The organism is Brevundimonas sp. (assembly GCF_036402095.1).
Taxonomy (GTDB): domain Bacteria; phylum Pseudomonadota; class Alphaproteobacteria; order Caulobacterales; family Caulobacteraceae; genus Brevundimonas.
In genome coordinates this window covers 1-15,499 of record NZ_DASWTO010000007.1, presented here as the reverse complement: position 1 = coordinate 15,499, position 15,499 = coordinate 1, and the positions used below count along the sequence as shown (strand labels likewise).

The following is a 15,499-nucleotide window of genomic DNA, read 5'->3' as shown; positions in this document are numbered from 1 at the left end:
ATCGGCCGCCCCCCGTGTGAACGGAGGGCGGCCGCCAGGGTCAGGAGTCCCTAGAAGGTGTAACGCAGGCCAAGCTGAAGACTGCGCGTGGGCAGGAACTGCGTGCGCGGATCGCCGTATTCGGCCGAGCACAGGCACTGTTCGAAGCCCGAGAAGTTGTCGAAGCCGAGCACGTTGATGGCGTCGACGATAAGCTCCAGGCGCTGGCCCGGGATGAACTCGAACTCCTTGGTCAGCCGCAGGTCGAGCTGGCGGTAGGCCCAGGCGTCGGGGATGATGAAGTCATGCTTCGCGGGCCGTCCGCCGTTCCAGCAGACGTCCGGGTTCGAGGGATCCGGCCGCGGCGCGGTCGGACAGGCCCACTGGTGGAAGGGCAGCCCCGAGCCGAGCGTCAGGATCCCCGACAGCCGGAAGTCCATCGGCAGGGCGACGATGCCGGACGCCACGATCCGGTGCCGCTCGTCCTGGGCGGTCGGGAAGGTCACCGAGGCGCCGGGCGTGTTGTAGTCGAAGTCGAAGCCGCCGATGCCGGTGTCGCGGCTGCCGTTCCGCTCGGCGTCCGAGAGGGTGTAGCTGAACGACATGCCCCAGCGGTCGGCCGCGTTGTAGGGCTTGTCGACCGTCAGGTAGAGCGCCCGGAACCGCTGCTCGGCATCGTGGTTCGAGAAGAAGATGAGGTTCCGGAACTCCGGGAAGCCGACCGAGCTCGGGGTCGGTCCCGCGAAGCGGCCGCCCGTCTCGGACGCGGCGTTGGCGATGTACCAGGCGAACAGGTTCTCGGTCTTGCCGTAGGCCAGCGTCACGGCCGCCTGGAAGTCGCCGAACTTCTGGCGGACGCCCAGGTTGAACTGGTCCGTGCGCGGCGGCTCGGCGTCGTTCTTGACCAGGAAGACCTCGCCTGCGCCCGGGGCCGCGGCCAGCAGCGGATCCAGGCCGGCGGGGGTCAGGTAGATCGGATCCCACGCCACCGTGTTGACGCCGCCGCGCATGCCGCCGGCCACCGAGAAGAAGATCTCCTTGTTGAACTGGGTCGGCTTGAAGCGCTCGTCGAAGGCGAAGTTGAAGCCGATCCGGTCGTAGTAGCGACCGGCGCCGCCGAAGATCACGGTCCGCTCGTCGCCGAACACGTCGTAGCTGAAGCCGATCCGCGGCTGGAAGGCGCCGGTGAAGGCGTCGCGGCCGTCGGTGACGTAGTCGTCCGGGTTGAAATACGACGGGAAGTCGTAGCCCGGCAGGTTCTGGATCGCCGTCAGCATGTCGCGGATGTTCTGCGGCGTCTCATACTCGTTGTTGACCGCGTTGTCCTCGTAGTCCCAGCGGATGCCGAGGTTCAGCTCCAGCTTGTCGGTGACCTGCCAGTCGTCCTGGACGTACAGGCCGATGACGTTGTTGGTCACGTCGGCCGGGTCCACCAGGGCGCCGAGCTCGACCCGAACCGGGATGTCGATGCTGCCGTTGATCTCCGGGCGTCCGTCGACGTCGAAGATGAACTGCGGGTTCCGCCCAAAGCGCTTGTCGACGAAATAATTCTGGTTCGAGTATTTCACGCCCATCTTCAGCGTGTGCATGCCGTTCCACTCGATGTCGTGGAACGTCAGGTCGTCCTTGAACGTCCAGTTGGTCTGACGGATGTTCTGGTTGTTGCTCTGCCCGCCGGTGTTGAACACCGTGTCCTCGCGGTTGAACACATTGTACTGGAAGCCCGGCGCCGCGCTGTCGTCGCGGAAGATCACATACGACCGGCCGTAGTCGCTGAAGTTCAGCGCCGTCGGATTGTAGGTGTACTCGTAGAAGTCGATCTGGGCCTCGTTCAGGAAGCCTTCGCCCTGGAACTGGTGCCGGCCGACGACCGAGATGGTCTCGACGTTGACGGCGTTGGCGCGCGAATAGGCGTTGATGCCGCCGAAGTCGCGGATGTCCTGCTCGGTGCGGTAGGTGGCGCTGATATCCAGCCGCTGGCGGTCGTCGATCGACCACGACAGCTTGCCGAAGAACAGGTCTTCCTCGAACGGCGCATCGAAGGTGCCGGTGTCGGCCCCGAACAGCGGCGCGTAGGCGGCGCGGTTCAGCACCACCGTGTTGCGGCGCGTCTCGTCCTTGCGCTCATAGGCGCCGAAGAAGTGCAGCCGGTCCTCGATGATCGGGCCGCCCAGCGAGGCCCCGTATTGCAGGCGCTCGACGCCGACCTCGCGGCCGAAGGCGTCTTCCTCGGTCCAGCCCGCGTCCTGGTAGGTGACGAAGGCGTCGCCGTGGAACTCGTTGGTGCCCGAGCGCGTCACCGAGGTGATGATCGAGGACGAGGCCTGTTCGTACTCGGCCTTGAAGTTCTGGGAGATGACCCGGAACTCCTGGATGGCCACCTGCGGGAACGGGTTGCCGCGGCTGTCGTCCTGACCGCCGACGCCGCCGTCGATGATCGTCGACTTCTGGTTCTGGCCGTCGATGAAGACGTTGATCGCGGAGGCGCCCTGGCCGCCGGCCGAGATGGTCCGCTCGGTCTCGCCCTCGGTCACCCGCACGCCGGGCGCCAGCGCCGCGAAGTTGAGGAAGTTGCGGCTGATCTGCGGCAGGTTGTTGATCTGGGTCTGGCTGACGTTGGTGGCGACCTCCGAGGTCCGCACCTCGAAGATGCGGCGGCCGGTGACGATGACGTCGCCGACCTGGGTCGTCTCGACCGTCGAACCGGCGGCCACGTCGAGGTCCAGGGTAGCCACCTGGCCGAGCGAGACCGTGACGGTGTCTTCGGTGGACTGGCCGTCGGCGGTGGTTACCGAGATCTGGTAGGTGCCGGGACGCAGGCCCGGGATCACATAGCCGCCGTCGGCGCCGATGCGGCCCCGGCTGACGTAGCCGGTCGAGATCTCGGTGGCCGTGACCGTGCCGCCGGTCTCGACCGCCTGGCCTTCGTAGACGGTGCCCCGAAGGGTCGAGGTGGCGACCTGGGCGGATGCGCCGCCGGCCGCGGCCAGAGAGATGGCGACGGCGAGGGCCGATGCGGCTCCCAGATACAGTTTGGACTTACGGGTCATTGCGGGTTCTCCCCCTCCAGAGGTGATGTGCTGGCGGCTGCGCGGGCGCGATCGCCGGTTGTGGCTCGGGTCTGTGTCGCCGGGTTGCTGGATGGGCGTACGACCAGTTCGGGCCGGACGACCTCGCAGGCGGTGTCGGCGACGGCTTCGCCCGCTGCGTTGATCAGGCGGACGAGGCGCTCCAGCGCGCTCCGCCCGGTTTCCGCGATATTGATCCTCAGGGTGGTCAGCGCCGGACGCATCAGGCCGGCGATCGGCACGTCGTCGAAGCCGACGAGGGCCACGTCCTCGGGCACGCCGAGGCCCGCGTCCTGCAGGGCCAGCATGGCGCCGACGGCCATCATGTCGTTGCCGGCGAAGATCGCGTCCGGCCGCTCGGCCCGGCCCGCCAGGTCGGCGCCGGCCCGATGCCCCGACGCCTGGTCGAAGGCGCCCTCCACCACGGTCGTCGGCAGATGCGCCCGGGCCATGGCCTCCAGATAGCCGGCGAGGCGCGTCTCGGCCTCGAGGTTGCCGGTCGGGCCGGAGATGTGGGCGATGCGCCGCCGTCCGGTGGCGATCAGATGCTCGACCGCCTGGACCGCCCCGCCGTGGTTGTCGACGACGATCGAGGGCCGCCCGGCCCCCGCCCCGCCGTTCATCAGCAGGATCGGAAGCCGTCCGGCCAGGCTTGTGGCCAGGTTGGCCGCGTCGAGATGGGGCGACAGCACGATCAGTCCGTCGACCCGGCCGCGCATCGAGCGGATCGCAGCCGACGCCTCCTCGGCGTCGTCATGCGAGCTTGAGACGATCAGGTGATAGCCGAGCGCTCGGGCCGCCAGATCCATGCCGCGGATCAGTTCGGAGAAGAACTCCCCGTACAGGTCCGGCAGGATGACGCCGATCGTCTGGGTCTTGCTGGTCGACAGGCTGCGCGCGCCGGAATGCGGCACGTATTGCAGGGCCTCGACCGCCGCCATGACCTTCTTGCGGGTGGCGTCGGTGACGGGGCCGGCGCCCGTCAGCACGCGCGACACCGACGCCACGGACACGTCCGCCCGTTCCGCCACGTCACGGATCGTGGCGGCCTTCATGCCGCCCGCTCCGCGCGGGTTTCCGGGATCGCTCCAGGCGTCAAAGTCGTCCTCCCTGACCGGTCGGCGATCCCGGCCCGCTTTCCGCGGGTCCGTTCGACAATTCCGTGTAACCGATTACATGACACACTAGCAATGAACCCCGCAAGTGCCCTAGTTTGGTCACAGGCAGGTTGTGCTCACGGTGCTACACGCGTACGCGCCGTCGCGCCTCCGCCTCTTTCAGTTGCTCCCCATCGCGTCTCACGAGCCTTTCACATGACCACGGAAAACACCGGCAACTATCTGTTTCCAGAAGGTTTCCTGTGGGGCGCGGCGACCGCCGCCTATCAGATCGAAGGCTCGTCGATGGCCGACGGCGCGGGCGCCTCGATCTGGGACCGATTCAGCCACACCCCGGGCAATATGAAGGACGGCGACACCGGCGACGTGGCCTGCGACCACTACAACCGGTGGCGCGAGGACATCCAGCTGATGCGGCGGCTGAACCTCCAGGCCTACCGATTCTCGGTCAGCTGGAGCCGGGTGATGCCCGAGGGCCGCGGCCGCATCAACGACAAGGGGCTCGCCTTCTATGACCGCCTCGTCGACGGCCTGCTTGAGGCCGGAATCGAGCCGCTGTGCACCCTCTACCACTGGGACCTGCCTGCGGCGCTCGACGACCGCGGCGGCTGGCTTAATCCGGACATCGCCGACTGGTTCGCCGACTACGGCCAGGTCCTGTTCGAGAAGTTCAAGGGCCGGGTGAAGACCTGGGGCACCATCAACGAGCCGTGGGTGATCGTCGACGGCGGTTATCTGCACGGCGCCCTCGCGCCCGGCCACCGTTCGGCCTTCGAGGCCGTGATCGCCGGCCACAACGTGCTTCGGGCTCACGGGGCGGCGGTGAAGCGCTTCCGTCAGGTCGGCGAGGGCCAGATCGGCATTGTCCTCAACATCGAGCCGAAATACCCCGCCTCCGACAGGCCGGAGGACGAGGCCGCGCGCCGCCGCGCAGAGGCCCAGATGAACCGCTGGTTCCTCGACCCCCTGATGGGCCGCGGCTATCCGGAGGAGCTCAAGGACGTCTACGGCGAAGCCTGGCGCGAGTTTCCGCAAGAAGACTTCGACCTGATCGCCCAGCCGACCGACTGGATGGGGCTGAACTGGTACACCCGCTCGGTGCCGGAGAACGCGCCCGACGCCTGGCCGGTCCGCGCCCGCCCGGTCAAGCAGGTCCAGCACGCCCACACCGAGACCGGCTGGGAGGTCTATCCCCCCGCCCTGACCGACACCCTCGTCTGGCTGCACGAGCAGACCGGCGGCAAGCTGCCGCTGATGATCACCGAGAACGGCTCGGCCTGGTACGACCCGCCCCACGCCATCGACGGCCGCATCCCCGATCCGATGCGGGTCGAGTATCTGAAAAACCACCTCAAGGCGGCGCATGACGCCATTGGCAAGGGCGTCGATCTGCGCGGCTACATGGCCTGGTCGCTGCTCGACAATCTCGAATGGTCGCTGGGCTATTCGAAACGCTTCGGCATCACCCACGTGAACTTCCTGACGCAGGAGCGGACCATCAAGGATTCCGGCCTGCTCTACGCCGAGGTGATCAAATCCAACGGCGGCGTGCTCTGAAGCATCACCGCACCCGTGCGTGGTAGGCCTCGATCAGGTCAAGGCGCGCGCCGAACGGGACCGGCTTCGCCACCGGTCCATCATTGGTGAACTCCAGCAGCGTATCCGGCGCGCTGCCGAACTGCGGCCACGCCGGCCGACCGCCGCCGTTCGGATCGCCCTTCGCCGCGAAGGCGGTCCAGTAGCCGGCCATGGCGTCCGCCGCCCGCTGGTCCATCGCCGTCGTCGGCCAGGGCGAAGCCGTCAGATTGTCGAACACATACTGCCGCTCCGACGCATGGGTCGCCCCCGCGTGCGGCTCCGGCATCGCCGCCGACACCACGTCGAACCGGTACAGATACGTGGGATGGCCGTTCCGTGCGTGCAACCGCGCCAGATGACGCGCCGGCTCGTTGAACACCAGATCGCTGAGAACGAACTGGTCGTACCCCTCCTGCCCGCCATAGGCCGCGAGAAACGCCGCCCGCTCCGCCTCCGTCATGGCGTCGTCAATCGCGCCATAGGGGCTGAGCTCCGACGGCTTCATCCACCAGAACTCGGCGCTGTTCGTGCCGATGATGAGCGGCACGGGCGCCTCGCGGCCCGCGGCGAAGGCGGCCTCGACGTCCTCCGTGACCAGGACGCCGTCCCGCACCAGCAGGTCGCCGCCATAGAAGCTTGGCGCCGGGCTCAGGAAGCTCCGCCCCGGTAGATTGCGCAGTTGATCGGCGGTGGCGACGGCCGGGCCTCCCGAAACGGCCAACGCCGCTCCCCGCTCCTGCAACGAAGCGCCGCCATCGGCGCGCGGGCGATCCAGCGGCGTACCCTGCTCCCGCCCCAGACCCGACTGCACCACCGCCCGGTGGAACAGCCCGCGCGCGGCGTCGGAGATCATCAACCGCGTCACCAGCGCCCCGCCGGACGACTCTCCAAACACGGTGACGTTCTCCGGGTCGCCGCCGAACGCCGCGGCGTTGTCGCGCACCCAGGTCAGGGCCGCGATCACATCCATCAGTCCGTAGTTGGCCGCCGGCTCGCCCGGTCCCCGTTCCGCCGCCAGCGCCGGATGATCGAAGAACCCCAGCCGGCCGAGGCGGTAGTTGATCGTCACCACCACCACGCCGCGCTTCGCCAGCCTGGTTCCGTCGTACAGCGCCGCCGTGCCCGAACCGTTGTTCAGCCCGCCGCCGTGAATCCACACCATCACCGGCGACGGCGCGGTCTCGTCCCTCGCGCGATCCGCCGGCGCCCAGACGTTCAGCGTCAGGCAGTCCTCGCTCATTGGCGGCGGCCCGACGCCGTTGTCGCCGTTGGCGGGCGGCTGGATGCAGATCGCGCCGACCTGCCCGGCGTCGCGTTCGCCGTCCCACGGTGCGGCCGGCCGCGGCGCCCGCCAGCGCAGCTCGCCGACCGGCGGCCGGGCGTAGGGCACGCCCTTGAAGCTGCGCACCTCGTCCGCCGCCCGGCCGACCAGCACGCCCTGCTCCACGGCCGCGCGAGGCATGGGGTCCGTGGGACCAGCCGGTGAGATCATCAGAACCGCCGCAGCCAGAAACGAAACCATCGACATGACGGCAGACTAGCGGCGCCCGTGGTTCGCACCCAACTGCAAAAAGACACGGGCGCGCTTTCGGGTGAAACCGATGCGCACTCAGGGCGTTACAGCGTCCGGGCACGGCGGGGACGGGTTTGAAGGAACTGGCGAAATCGGGCGGCGCGGCCGTCGATCTGGCGAGCGCGTTCGACGCCTCGCCCAATCCCTATGTGCTGTTAACGCCGGACCTCAGGATCGCCGGCGTCAACGAGGCTTATCTGGACGTTACCAACAGCACCCGCGATGCGATCATCGGGCGGCCCCTGTTCTCCGCCTTCGACTCGGGCCCCGGCGAGGAGGCGCCCGAGAACATTCGCCAGGTCCAGGCCTCGATCGAACGCGCCCGTGACACGCGCCAGCGCGACCACCTGCCGCTGGTCAAATTTCCGATGGCGCGGCGGCTCGACGACGGGCGCAAGGTGTTCGAGGACCGCTACTGGAGCGCCACCCACACGCCGATGCTCAGCGAGGACGGTGAAGTGGCCTTCATCCTCCAGCACACCACCGACATCACCGAACTGCAGCGGCTGCGTGACCGCCGCGTCCGCCCGGAACGCGCCAGCGCCCTCGACATCATGCTCGGAGGCGCGGTCCTGGGTCGCGCCGAGCAGGTCCAGGAAGACAACCGCCGCCTCGAGGGCGAGCGCAACCGCCTGATCGACATGTTCATGCAGGCCCCCGGCTTCGTCGCCGTCCTGACCGGGCCCGACCACGTGTTCCAGATGCACAACGCGGCCTACGCCCAGCTGATCGGGCACCGCGACATCGCCGGCAAGCCGATCCGCGAGGCCCTGCCGGAAGTCGTCGGTCAGGGCTATTACGAGTTCCTCGACAGCGTCTACGCCACGGGGGAGCCCCACGAGGGCCGGGCCAGCCTCGTCCAGCTGCAGCGCTCGCCCGGCGCGCCGCTGGAAACCGTCTATCTCAACTTCATCTACCAGCCGATCCGCGACGCCTCGGGCGCCGTCGTCGGCATCTTCGTCCAGGGGCACGACGTCACCGACGCCGTCCGTTCCGCCGAACGGCAGAAGCTCATGATCGACGAGCTGAACCACCGCGTGAAGAACACCCTCGCCACGGTGCAGTCGATCGCCATGCAGACCGCCCGCTCGCACGCCGATCCGAGGACCTTCGCCGACGGTTTTCAGGCCCGGCTGCTGGCCCTGTCCCACACTCACGATCTGCTGACCCGCAGCCACTGGGAGGGCGCGGACCTCGGGGCCATCCTGCAGCACGAGACCGAAGCGCACGGCAACCATCGCGTCTCGGTCAACGGCCCCCGGGTCGGGCTCGCGCCGGCCGCCGCCCTGTCGCTCGGCATGATCTTCCACGAGCTGGCCACCAACGCCGCCAAATACGGGGCCCTGTCGGGGCCGGATGGCCGAATCCTCGTCGACTGGAGCGTCGCCGACCAGACCCGTCCCCGGCTGGAGCTGGTCTGGCGCGAGATCGGCGGCCCCGCCGTCACGCCGCCGGACCGAAAGGGCTTCGGCAGCCGCCTGATCGAACGTAACGTCCGCCACGATCTGGCCGGCGAGGTCGAACTCGACTACGCAGCTGACGGATTCGTCGCGACATTTTCAATTCCACTGAACAGGGAGCAGGGCACATGAGCCAGGCGTTTGCAGGCCGCCGCGTGCTGATCGTCGAGGATGAATCCCTGGTCGCCATGCTGCTGGAGACCATTCTCGAGGACATGGGCTGCATCCCCGTCGGCCCGGCCGCCACCGTCGATGAAGGCCTGCGGATGGCCATGGACGGCGAACGCGTCGACGCCGCCCTGCTGGACGTCAACGTCGCCGGCAAGCAGGTCTTCCCGATCGCGCAGGCGCTGAAGGACCGGGGCGTGCCCTTCGTCTTCTCCACCGGCTATGGCGAGGGCGGCCTTCCTGACGAATGGCGCGGCCAGCCGACGCTGCAGAAGCCCTTCACCGAGGCGGCGGTGCGCGACGCCCTGATGGCCGCCATGGGGCTGGCGGACGTCTGAAGCGAGGGATCACGCAGCAGGCGGCGGGGGCGCAGGTCGCCCGGCAAGAAGTCCGGCCCCCTGTTGCCTGCCGCCTGTCGCCTACTTCCCCAGATCTTTCAGCACCGCCCGCGCCGCATTGTGGCCCGGAGCGCCCGTGACCCCGCCGCCCGGGTGCGCCCCTGATCCGCACAGATAGAGACCCGGAACCGGCATCCGGTGATCGGCGTGGCCCAGCACGGGCCTCGCGCTGAACAGTTGATCCAGCGTCAGCCGTCCGTGGAAGATGTCGCCGCCGACGAGGCCGAAGCGCCGCTCCAGATCGCGCGGCCCCAGCGCCATCCTGCCCAGCACCGAAGCCTTGAACCCTGGCGCATGGGCGTCGACCGTCGCGATCATCAGGTCCGCCACCGTGTCGCGGTGCTCGTCCCCCAGCGCCGGATCGACGTGCTGGCAGAACAGGCTCGCCACATGCTGCCCGGGCGGCGCGAGGCTGTCGTCCAGCGTCGAGGGGATCAGCATCTCGACGATCGGCTTCGACGACCAGCCGTTCAGCCGCGCCTCCGCATGCGCCCGGTCCATATAGGCCAGCGACGGGGCCATGATGATCCCCGCCGTCAGATGATCCCCCGGACCCGGCAGCGCCGTGAAGTCCGGCAGCTCCGACAGCGCCACGTTCATCCGGAAGGTGCCCGAGCCCGACTGGTAGTTCCCGATCCGCTCGCGGAAATCCGCCGGGACCACCGCGTCGTCCACCAGCCGCTCGAACAGCAGCCGCGGATGCAGGTTGGAGACCACGGCCCGCGCCCGCACCGTGTCGCCGGCCTCCGTCACCGCCCCCACGGCCCGGCCTTTTTCGGTCAACACCCCGGCGACCGGGCTTTCCAGCCGCACCTCGACGCCCTGTTCGGCGCAGGCCTTCGCCATCGCCTGGGTGATGGCCCCCATGCCGCCGAGGGCGTGACCCCACACCCCCTTCCGGCCATTCACCTCGCCGAACACATGGTGCAGCAGCACATAGGCCGAGCCCGGCGTGTACGGACTGGCGTAGTTGCCGACCACGCTGTCGAAGCCGAACAGGGCCTTGATCGGATCGCTCTCGAACCAGCCGTCCAGCCAATCCCCCGCCGACTTGGCGAACAGGTCCAGCAGGTCGCGCCGCCCCTGCGTATCCAGCCCCGCCGCCTGCCGCCCCAGCCCGCCGGCCTTCAGCAGCTCCGGCAGCATGGCCATCCAGCCGCCTTCCACCACGTTCGGCGGCGCCTTCAGGATCCAGTCGCGCAGGATCGCCGCCACGACCTCCAGCCGCCGCTCGTATTCCGGCAGCCGTTCGGCGTCGCGGGCGGAAAACTTCGCTGCCTCCGCCTGCGTCCGCCCCTCACCCGCCAGCAGATGCCGCCCGTCCTCCAGCGGCAGGAAGTTCGACACCCTGCGCTCGACCACCCTCAGGCCGTGCCGGGCCAGCTCCATGTCGGCGATGACCTTGGGATTGAGCAGGCTGACGGTGTAGCTGGCGGTCGAATTGCGGAAACCCGGATGAAACTCCTCCGTCACCGCCGCCCCGCCGACCACATGGCGCCGCTCCAGCACCGTCACCTTCAGCCCGGCCCTGGCCAGATAGAAGGCGCAGACGAGCCCGTTATGGCCCCCGCCGAGGATGACGACGTCGGTTTCTGTCCGCATTCTCTTCCGCTCATCCCGGTGAAAGCCGGGACCCAGTGCCTTGGGTGATGATGATGAGGCTTTAGCCCGCAATCGTCTGTCCTGAAACGCCGGCGTCATACTGGACAGGACCGGGTCCCGGCTTTCGCCGGGACGAGCGAAGCTAGGCGGGCTCTTCCTCCGGCCGGTGAACCAGCGACACCAGCACCACGCTGATCATCATCAGCAGGAACCAGCTGCCCAGCTTGGCCAGCGACACGGGCTCCCAGCCGTCGTCCTGCCCCGGATAGATCCACGCGTTGGCCCAGGTCCCCAGATTCTCTGCGAACCAGATGAACAGGGCCACCAGCAGGAAGCCCAGCAGGAACGGCATCGACCGCCGCCGGCGGTCCGGGGTGAAATAGAACCAGCCCCGCCCGAACAGCACCGCCGTCAGGGCGAACAGCCCCAGCCGCACGTCCGGCAGCCAGTGATGGGCGAAGAAGTTGACGTAGATGGCCGCCGCCAGCACCCAGGTCGTCCACAGCGGCGGATAGTGGCGGAAGCGGATGTCGAAGATGCGCCAGACCCGCGCGATATAGCTGCCCACCGCCGCGTACATGAAGCCCGAGAACAGCGGCACCTCGCCGATTCGCAGCAGCGACGGCTCCGGATAGATCCACGACCCGGCCGCCGTCTTGAACAGCTCCATGACCGTGCCGACCAGGTGAAAGACCAGGATCACCCTCGCCTCCTCCCAGCTCTCCAGCTTCAGCGCCAGCATCGCCGCCTGGATGGCCACCGCGCCCAGCACGAGGAAGTCGTAGCGGGCGATCGGCGCCCCGTCCGGCCACCACAGCCTCGTCGCCAGCAGCAGCGCCAGCATGGCCCCGCCGAACAGGCAGGCCCAGCCCTGTTTGACGCCGAACATCAGGAACTCGAACCCGTAGCGGCTCCACGCCCGCCGGTCCGACCAGCGCTGCAGCCGGCCCAGCCAGTGGCGGCCCCGGGTCTCGAGGGGAAGTCGGTGCGGTTCGGTCATGGCGGCACCCTGGCCGCCGCCCGCGATTCCTGCATGAGCGGAATCTGAGCAATCGGCGCGGGAGACGAATTCACCCCCGCCCGCGGTACGTCGGCACGCCCTGGTCCGGCAGCCACAGCCCCTCCGGCGCCGGGCCGGTCTGCCAGAACACGTCGATCGGAATGCCGCCGCGCGGATACCAGTAGCCGCCGATCCTCAGCCATTTCGGCTTCAGCAGGTCGACCAGCCGCTTGCCGATGGCCACGGTGCAATCCTCGTGGAAGGCGCCATGGTTGCGGAAGCTGGTCAGGTAAAGCTTCAGGCTCTTCGACTCGACCAGCCACTCGCCCGGCGCATAGTCGATGACGATGTGGGCGAAGTCCGGCTGGCCGGTCACCGGGCACAGGCTGGTGAACTCCGGCGCCGTGAATCGCGTCAGGTACAGCGTTCCCGCGTGCGGATTCGGCACCCGCTCCAGCACGGCGGTCTCCGGGCTGGTCGGCGCGGCGGTCATCTGACCCAGCTGGTGCAGGCCGGAAGTGTCGGTGGTCATGGCGGACGGTTTCAACTTGCGAGCGCGTGGGCGCCCGGGGCATGAGGGGGGCGTAGAGGGGGACATACGGCCATGCGGAAGCCAATTCAAAGCCTGAGGCTGATCCTCGGCGCTTCGGTGACGGCCGCGGGCCTCGTCGTCGGGCCGACGGCTTCGGGGGCGATCGCCCAGGAACGGCCTTACGCGTCGGAGCCGCCTGTCGCCGGCCAGTCGGCGCCGCCGCCCGTGCCCGTCCCCGTGCCCGTGCCGCCGACCCGGTCCGGGGACCGCCTCGAATACACCAGGCCGCCGACCTGCCTGACCTGCGCGCCTGCGACGCCGCCCATCCCGCGCGAAATCACCAACCCCGCCTGGGTGCGTCCGCCGATGCCGGAGTTTCCCGAGCAGGCCATCGCCGCCGGCATCGCCTCCGGGCGGGTGACCCTGTCCTGCGTCGTCCTGCCCGACGGATTGATGCGTGACTGCGTCCTCCGCAACGAGACCCCTGCCGGATACGGCTTCGCCGCGGCCGCCATCGCCGCGACCGCACGCGCCCGGGTGTCGCCCCGCACCGTCGACGGGGCCGCGGTCGGGGCCCGCGTGACGTTCAGCGTCCGGTACCAGATGCCGCCGCCGGATCCGGTCCCCGTCCCCGGGAGCTGACGCTTCCATTTGCCTTCCCCGGCGGCGCCCCGCTATCCGTAGCGAAAGACAACGCGGGGCGAACACCATGGCGATTCCGGCATCCCTCCAGAACGGCCTCAAGCTGCCGGTCATCGCCGCGCCGATGTTCCTCGTCTCCGGACCGGACCTCGTCGTCGAGTGCTGCAACGCGGGCGTGATCGGCACCTTCCCGTCGTTGAACCAGCGCACCACCGAGGGCTACCGGGCGTGGCTGCACGATATCAAGGCCCGCCTGAACCCGGACGCCGCCGCCTTCGGCGTCAACCACATCGTGCACCCGACCAACCCGCGCCTGATGGCCGACATGATGGTCTCGGTCGAGGAGAAGGTGCCGCTGATCATCACCTCGCTGGGCGCCGTGCGCGACGTGGTCGACGCGGTGCACGGATACGGCGGCGTGGTCTTCCACGACATCGCCAACGTCCGCCACGCCCGCAAGGCGGCCCAGGCTGGCGTCGACGGCCTGATCCTCGTCGCCAACGGCGCAGGAGGTCATGCGGGCGTGGTCAATCCCTTCGCCCTTGTCGAGGAGGTGCGGACCTTCTTCGACGGGACCATCATCCTGTCCGGCTGCCTTTCGACCGGCCGCGACGTCGCCGCCGCCACGATGCTGGGGGCCGACTTCGCCTATATGGGCACCCGCTTCATCGCCACGACGGAAAGCCAGGCCCAGGCCCACTACAAGGAGATGATTGTCGAGGCCGGCTCGGCCGACATCACCTACACTCCCGCCGTGTCGGGCATCCCCGCCAACTTCCTCACCCCCTCGCTGGTCGAGAACGGCATCGACCCGAAGACCCTGCCCGAGCACAAGCTCGACATGGCCGACGAGGCCAAGGCGTGGAAGACCGTCTGGTCGGCCGGTCAGGGCGCGGGCGCGGTGCACGACATCCTTCCGGTGGCGGAGCTTGTCGGGCGGCTGCGGGACGAATATGCGGAGGCCTGCGCCGTTTTCGACAAGAAGCGGTTCTAGACCGCCCGGCATCCGGGCTCCGGCCAGATTCGAAGCGACTCCCATGATCCGCACCCTGACGACCGCCGCCGCCCCCGCCCTGCTGACCTGCGCCCTGCTGGCCTGCGCCCTTCCCGCGGCCGCGCAGGACGCGCCGCCGGCAGCCGGCTCGTGGTCCTTCGCCTTCGGCGCGGCGACCGACAACCGCTCCAAGGACGTCTCCAAGTCCGACGGCGCCCCCTTCGTCTGGGGCGAGGCGGAGTGGGAAAGCGCGTCCGGCCTGTTCTACGCCGGGCCGTCGTTCGAGACGGTCAAGTCGTCCGGGTCCGAGCTCGAGGTCGCCCTCGAAGCCGGTGTCAGACCGGAGTTCGCGGGCTTCGACCTCGATCTGAACGCCAGGCACAAGTGGCTGGTCGACGCCAATCCGGGCGCGGACGATGACTCCTGGGAGTTCACCGCCGACGTGAAGCGGTCGATCGGTCCGGCCAGCGGCCGCGTGCGCCTGCAGTATTCGCCCGACAGCATCGGCGCCAGCGAGGGCTGGACCTGGGTCGAGGCCCAGCTCGGCTGGGACTTCACCGACAAGCTCTACGCCTCCGCCGCCGTCGGCCGCCGGGAACAGGAAACCAGCGTCGACTACACCGGCTACAACATCGGCCTGAACTATGCCCTGACCCGCAGTGTCGAGGCCGAACTGCGCTGGTACGGTACGGACGCGGACGTCCCCGGCGAACAATACGCCGATAGTCTGGTCGCGGGCGTCAGCTTCGCCTTCTAAGGCTCGCAATCGCGGCGCGTCATGCCTACCTAGGGGCATGACCCACAGACCGACCACGCTCGAACGCGCCTATGAACTCGCCCGCGAGGGCCGCTGCCGCACCGTCAGCGATATCAAACAGGCCCTTTCGGCCGAGGGTTTCGACCGCATCCAGGACTCCCTCTACGGCCCGACCCTGAGCGCGGCCCTTCGCAAGCTGTGTCAGGAGAACTACGTCGCGCCCGCCGAGGACGAGACCGCCGGCTGAGGCCCCGCCTTGCTTTCGCCGCGGGGACAGTCCACAAAGCCCTTCGTCGATCTCTCTGCGAAACGCCACCCTCTGCTTTCGCACTGAGGTCTAGCCGCTCCTTTCAGACCCGACAGGCTCCAGGGGCTCTTCCCTGAAGCCAACTGCTAACGGAGGTCCTGAAAATGGCTACCGGCACTGTAAAATGGTTCAACGGCACCAAGGGCTACGGCTTCATCCAGCCTGACGACGGCGGCAAGGACGTTTTCGTCCACATCTCGGCCGTCGAACAGGCGGGCCTGCGCGGCCTCGATGAAAACCAGAAGGTTTCTTACGAAATCGAGCGCGACAAGCGTTCGGGCAAGGAATCGGCTGGTCAGCTGAAGACCGAGGGCTGAGTTCAG

The 15,499-nt window shown here is 68.6% G+C and carries 14 protein-coding genes; 8 read left to right on the top strand and 6 right to left on the bottom strand.

The annotated features are described in order from the left end of the window. Positions 1-50: 50 nt before the first annotated feature. Both VGD32_RS00510 and VGD32_RS00505 read right to left on the bottom strand, forming a co-directional pair. Positions 51-3,029 carry a TonB-dependent receptor gene (locus tag VGD32_RS00510; RefSeq protein ID WP_331029951.1) on the bottom strand — a complete coding sequence of 993 codons (2,979 nt, stop codon included), beginning with the start codon at positions 3,027-3,029 and terminating at the stop codon, positions 51-53. After that, complete coding sequence (locus tag VGD32_RS00505) at positions 3,026-4,102, bottom strand: LacI family DNA-binding transcriptional regulator (protein ID WP_331029950.1); 1,077 nt, start codon at positions 4,100-4,102, stop codon at positions 3,026-3,028. Before VGD32_RS00505 ends, VGD32_RS00510 begins: the two co-directional genes overlap by 4 nt. Positions 4,103-4,360: 258 nt before the next feature. Here VGD32_RS00505 and VGD32_RS00500 point away from each other — a divergent pair, with 258 nt between their 5' ends. Next, positions 4,361-5,722 carry a GH1 family beta-glucosidase gene (locus VGD32_RS00500; protein ID WP_331029949.1) on the top strand — a complete coding sequence of 454 codons (1,362 nt, stop codon included), beginning with the start codon at positions 4,361-4,363 and terminating at the stop codon, positions 5,720-5,722. A 4-nt stretch (positions 5,723-5,726) separates the two neighbouring features. Here VGD32_RS00500 and VGD32_RS00495 read toward each other — a convergent pair whose 3' ends face one another. Next, positions 5,727-7,205, bottom strand: a complete 1,479-nt coding sequence (locus VGD32_RS00495; RefSeq protein ID WP_331029948.1) for a carboxylesterase/lipase family protein — start codon at positions 7,203-7,205, stop codon at positions 5,727-5,729. A 185-nt stretch (positions 7,206-7,390) separates the two neighbouring features. Between VGD32_RS00495 and VGD32_RS00490 the strand changes: the two genes are divergently transcribed. Continuing rightward, on the top strand, positions 7,391-8,908 hold the full coding sequence (locus VGD32_RS00490) for an HWE histidine kinase domain-containing protein (RefSeq protein ID WP_331029947.1): 1,518 nt from the start codon (positions 7,391-7,393) through the stop codon (positions 8,906-8,908). Then, positions 8,905-9,282, top strand: a complete 378-nt coding sequence (locus VGD32_RS00485; RefSeq protein ID WP_331029946.1) for a response regulator — start codon at positions 8,905-8,907, stop codon at positions 9,280-9,282. The genes VGD32_RS00490 and VGD32_RS00485 overlap by 4 nt, the downstream gene beginning before the upstream one ends. Before the next feature lie 81 nt (positions 9,283-9,363). On the opposite strand, the gene VGD32_RS00480 is transcribed toward VGD32_RS00485, so the two are convergent. The 3 genes from VGD32_RS00480 to queF all read right to left on the bottom strand — a co-directional run bounded on the left by VGD32_RS00480 (position 9,364) and on the right by queF (position 12,476). After that, on the bottom strand, positions 9,364-10,944 hold the full coding sequence (locus tag VGD32_RS00480) for an NAD(P)/FAD-dependent oxidoreductase (protein ID WP_331029945.1): 1,581 nt from the start codon (positions 10,942-10,944) through the stop codon (positions 9,364-9,366). Positions 10,945-11,086: 142 nt separating this feature from the next. Beyond that, complete coding sequence (locus tag VGD32_RS00475) at positions 11,087-11,944, bottom strand: DUF817 domain-containing protein (RefSeq protein WP_331029944.1); 858 nt, start codon at positions 11,942-11,944, stop codon at positions 11,087-11,089. Between the two features lie 70 nt (positions 11,945-12,014). After that, entirely contained in the window at positions 12,015-12,476 is a 462-nt protein-coding gene (gene queF / locus VGD32_RS00470) for a preQ(1) synthase (RefSeq protein ID WP_331029943.1), read from the bottom strand. 72 nt (positions 12,477-12,548) lie between these two features. Between queF and VGD32_RS00465 the strand changes: the two genes are divergently transcribed. The 5 genes from VGD32_RS00465 (at position 12,549) to VGD32_RS00445 (ending at position 15,493) form a co-directional block, all read left to right on the top strand. Then, positions 12,549-13,118 carry a TonB family protein gene (locus VGD32_RS00465; RefSeq protein ID WP_331029942.1) on the top strand — a complete coding sequence of 190 codons (570 nt, stop codon included), beginning with the start codon at positions 12,549-12,551 and terminating at the stop codon, positions 13,116-13,118. A 67-nt stretch (positions 13,119-13,185) separates the two neighbouring features. After that, positions 13,186-14,112 (top strand): nitronate monooxygenase family protein, encoded by a 927-nt coding sequence (locus tag VGD32_RS00460; RefSeq protein WP_331029941.1) that lies wholly within the window; start codon positions 13,186-13,188, stop codon positions 14,110-14,112. Between the two features lie 43 nt (positions 14,113-14,155). After that, a complete protein-coding gene (locus tag VGD32_RS00455) occupies positions 14,156-14,869 on the top strand; it encodes a TorF family putative porin (RefSeq protein ID WP_331029940.1) in 714 nt (237 codons plus the stop codon). A 37-nt stretch (positions 14,870-14,906) separates the two neighbouring features. After that, entirely contained in the window at positions 14,907-15,116 is a 210-nt protein-coding gene (locus tag VGD32_RS00450) for a hypothetical protein (RefSeq protein WP_168049001.1), read from the top strand. A gap of 164 nt (positions 15,117-15,280) precedes the next feature. Further along, positions 15,281-15,493: a cold-shock protein gene (locus VGD32_RS00445; protein WP_168049003.1), complete on the top strand. Its 213-nt coding sequence runs from the start codon at positions 15,281-15,283 to the stop codon at positions 15,491-15,493. Positions 15,494-15,499 lie beyond the last annotated feature (6 nt).

Excerpts from the sequence above, each read along its gene's own strand:
- VGD32_RS00510 (WP_331029951.1), bottom strand. The coding sequence starts at position 3,029 with ATGACCCGTAAGTCCAAACTGTATCTGGGAGCCGCATCGGCCCTCGCC.
- VGD32_RS00505 (WP_331029950.1), bottom strand. The coding sequence starts at position 4,102 with ATGAAGGCCGCCACGATCCGTGACGTGGCGGAACGGGCGGACGTGTCC.
- VGD32_RS00500 (WP_331029949.1), top strand. The coding sequence starts at position 4,361 with ATGACCACGGAAAACACCGGCAACTATCTGTTTCCAGAAGGTTTCCTG.
- VGD32_RS00495 (WP_331029948.1), bottom strand. The coding sequence starts at position 7,205 with ATGCCTCGCGCGGCCGTGGAGCAGGGCGTGCTGGTCGGCCGGGCGGCG.
- VGD32_RS00485 (WP_331029946.1), top strand. The coding sequence starts at position 8,905 with ATGAGCCAGGCGTTTGCAGGCCGCCGCGTGCTGATCGTCGAGGATGAA.
- VGD32_RS00480 (WP_331029945.1), bottom strand. The coding sequence starts at position 10,944 with ATGCGGACAGAAACCGACGTCGTCATCCTCGGCGGGGGCCATAACGGG.
- VGD32_RS00475 (WP_331029944.1), bottom strand. The coding sequence starts at position 11,944 with ATGACCGAACCGCACCGACTTCCCCTCGAGACCCGGGGCCGCCACTGG.
- queF (WP_331029943.1), bottom strand. The coding sequence starts at position 12,476 with ATGACCACCGACACTTCCGGCCTGCACCAGCTGGGTCAGATGACCGCC.
- VGD32_RS00465 (WP_331029942.1), top strand. The coding sequence starts at position 12,549 with ATGCGGAAGCCAATTCAAAGCCTGAGGCTGATCCTCGGCGCTTCGGTG.
- VGD32_RS00460 (WP_331029941.1), top strand. The coding sequence starts at position 13,186 with ATGGCGATTCCGGCATCCCTCCAGAACGGCCTCAAGCTGCCGGTCATC.
- VGD32_RS00455 (WP_331029940.1), top strand. The coding sequence starts at position 14,156 with ATGATCCGCACCCTGACGACCGCCGCCGCCCCCGCCCTGCTGACCTGC.
- VGD32_RS00450 (WP_168049001.1), top strand. The coding sequence starts at position 14,907 with ATGACCCACAGACCGACCACGCTCGAACGCGCCTATGAACTCGCCCGC.
- VGD32_RS00445 (WP_168049003.1), top strand. The coding sequence starts at position 15,281 with ATGGCTACCGGCACTGTAAAATGGTTCAACGGCACCAAGGGCTACGGC.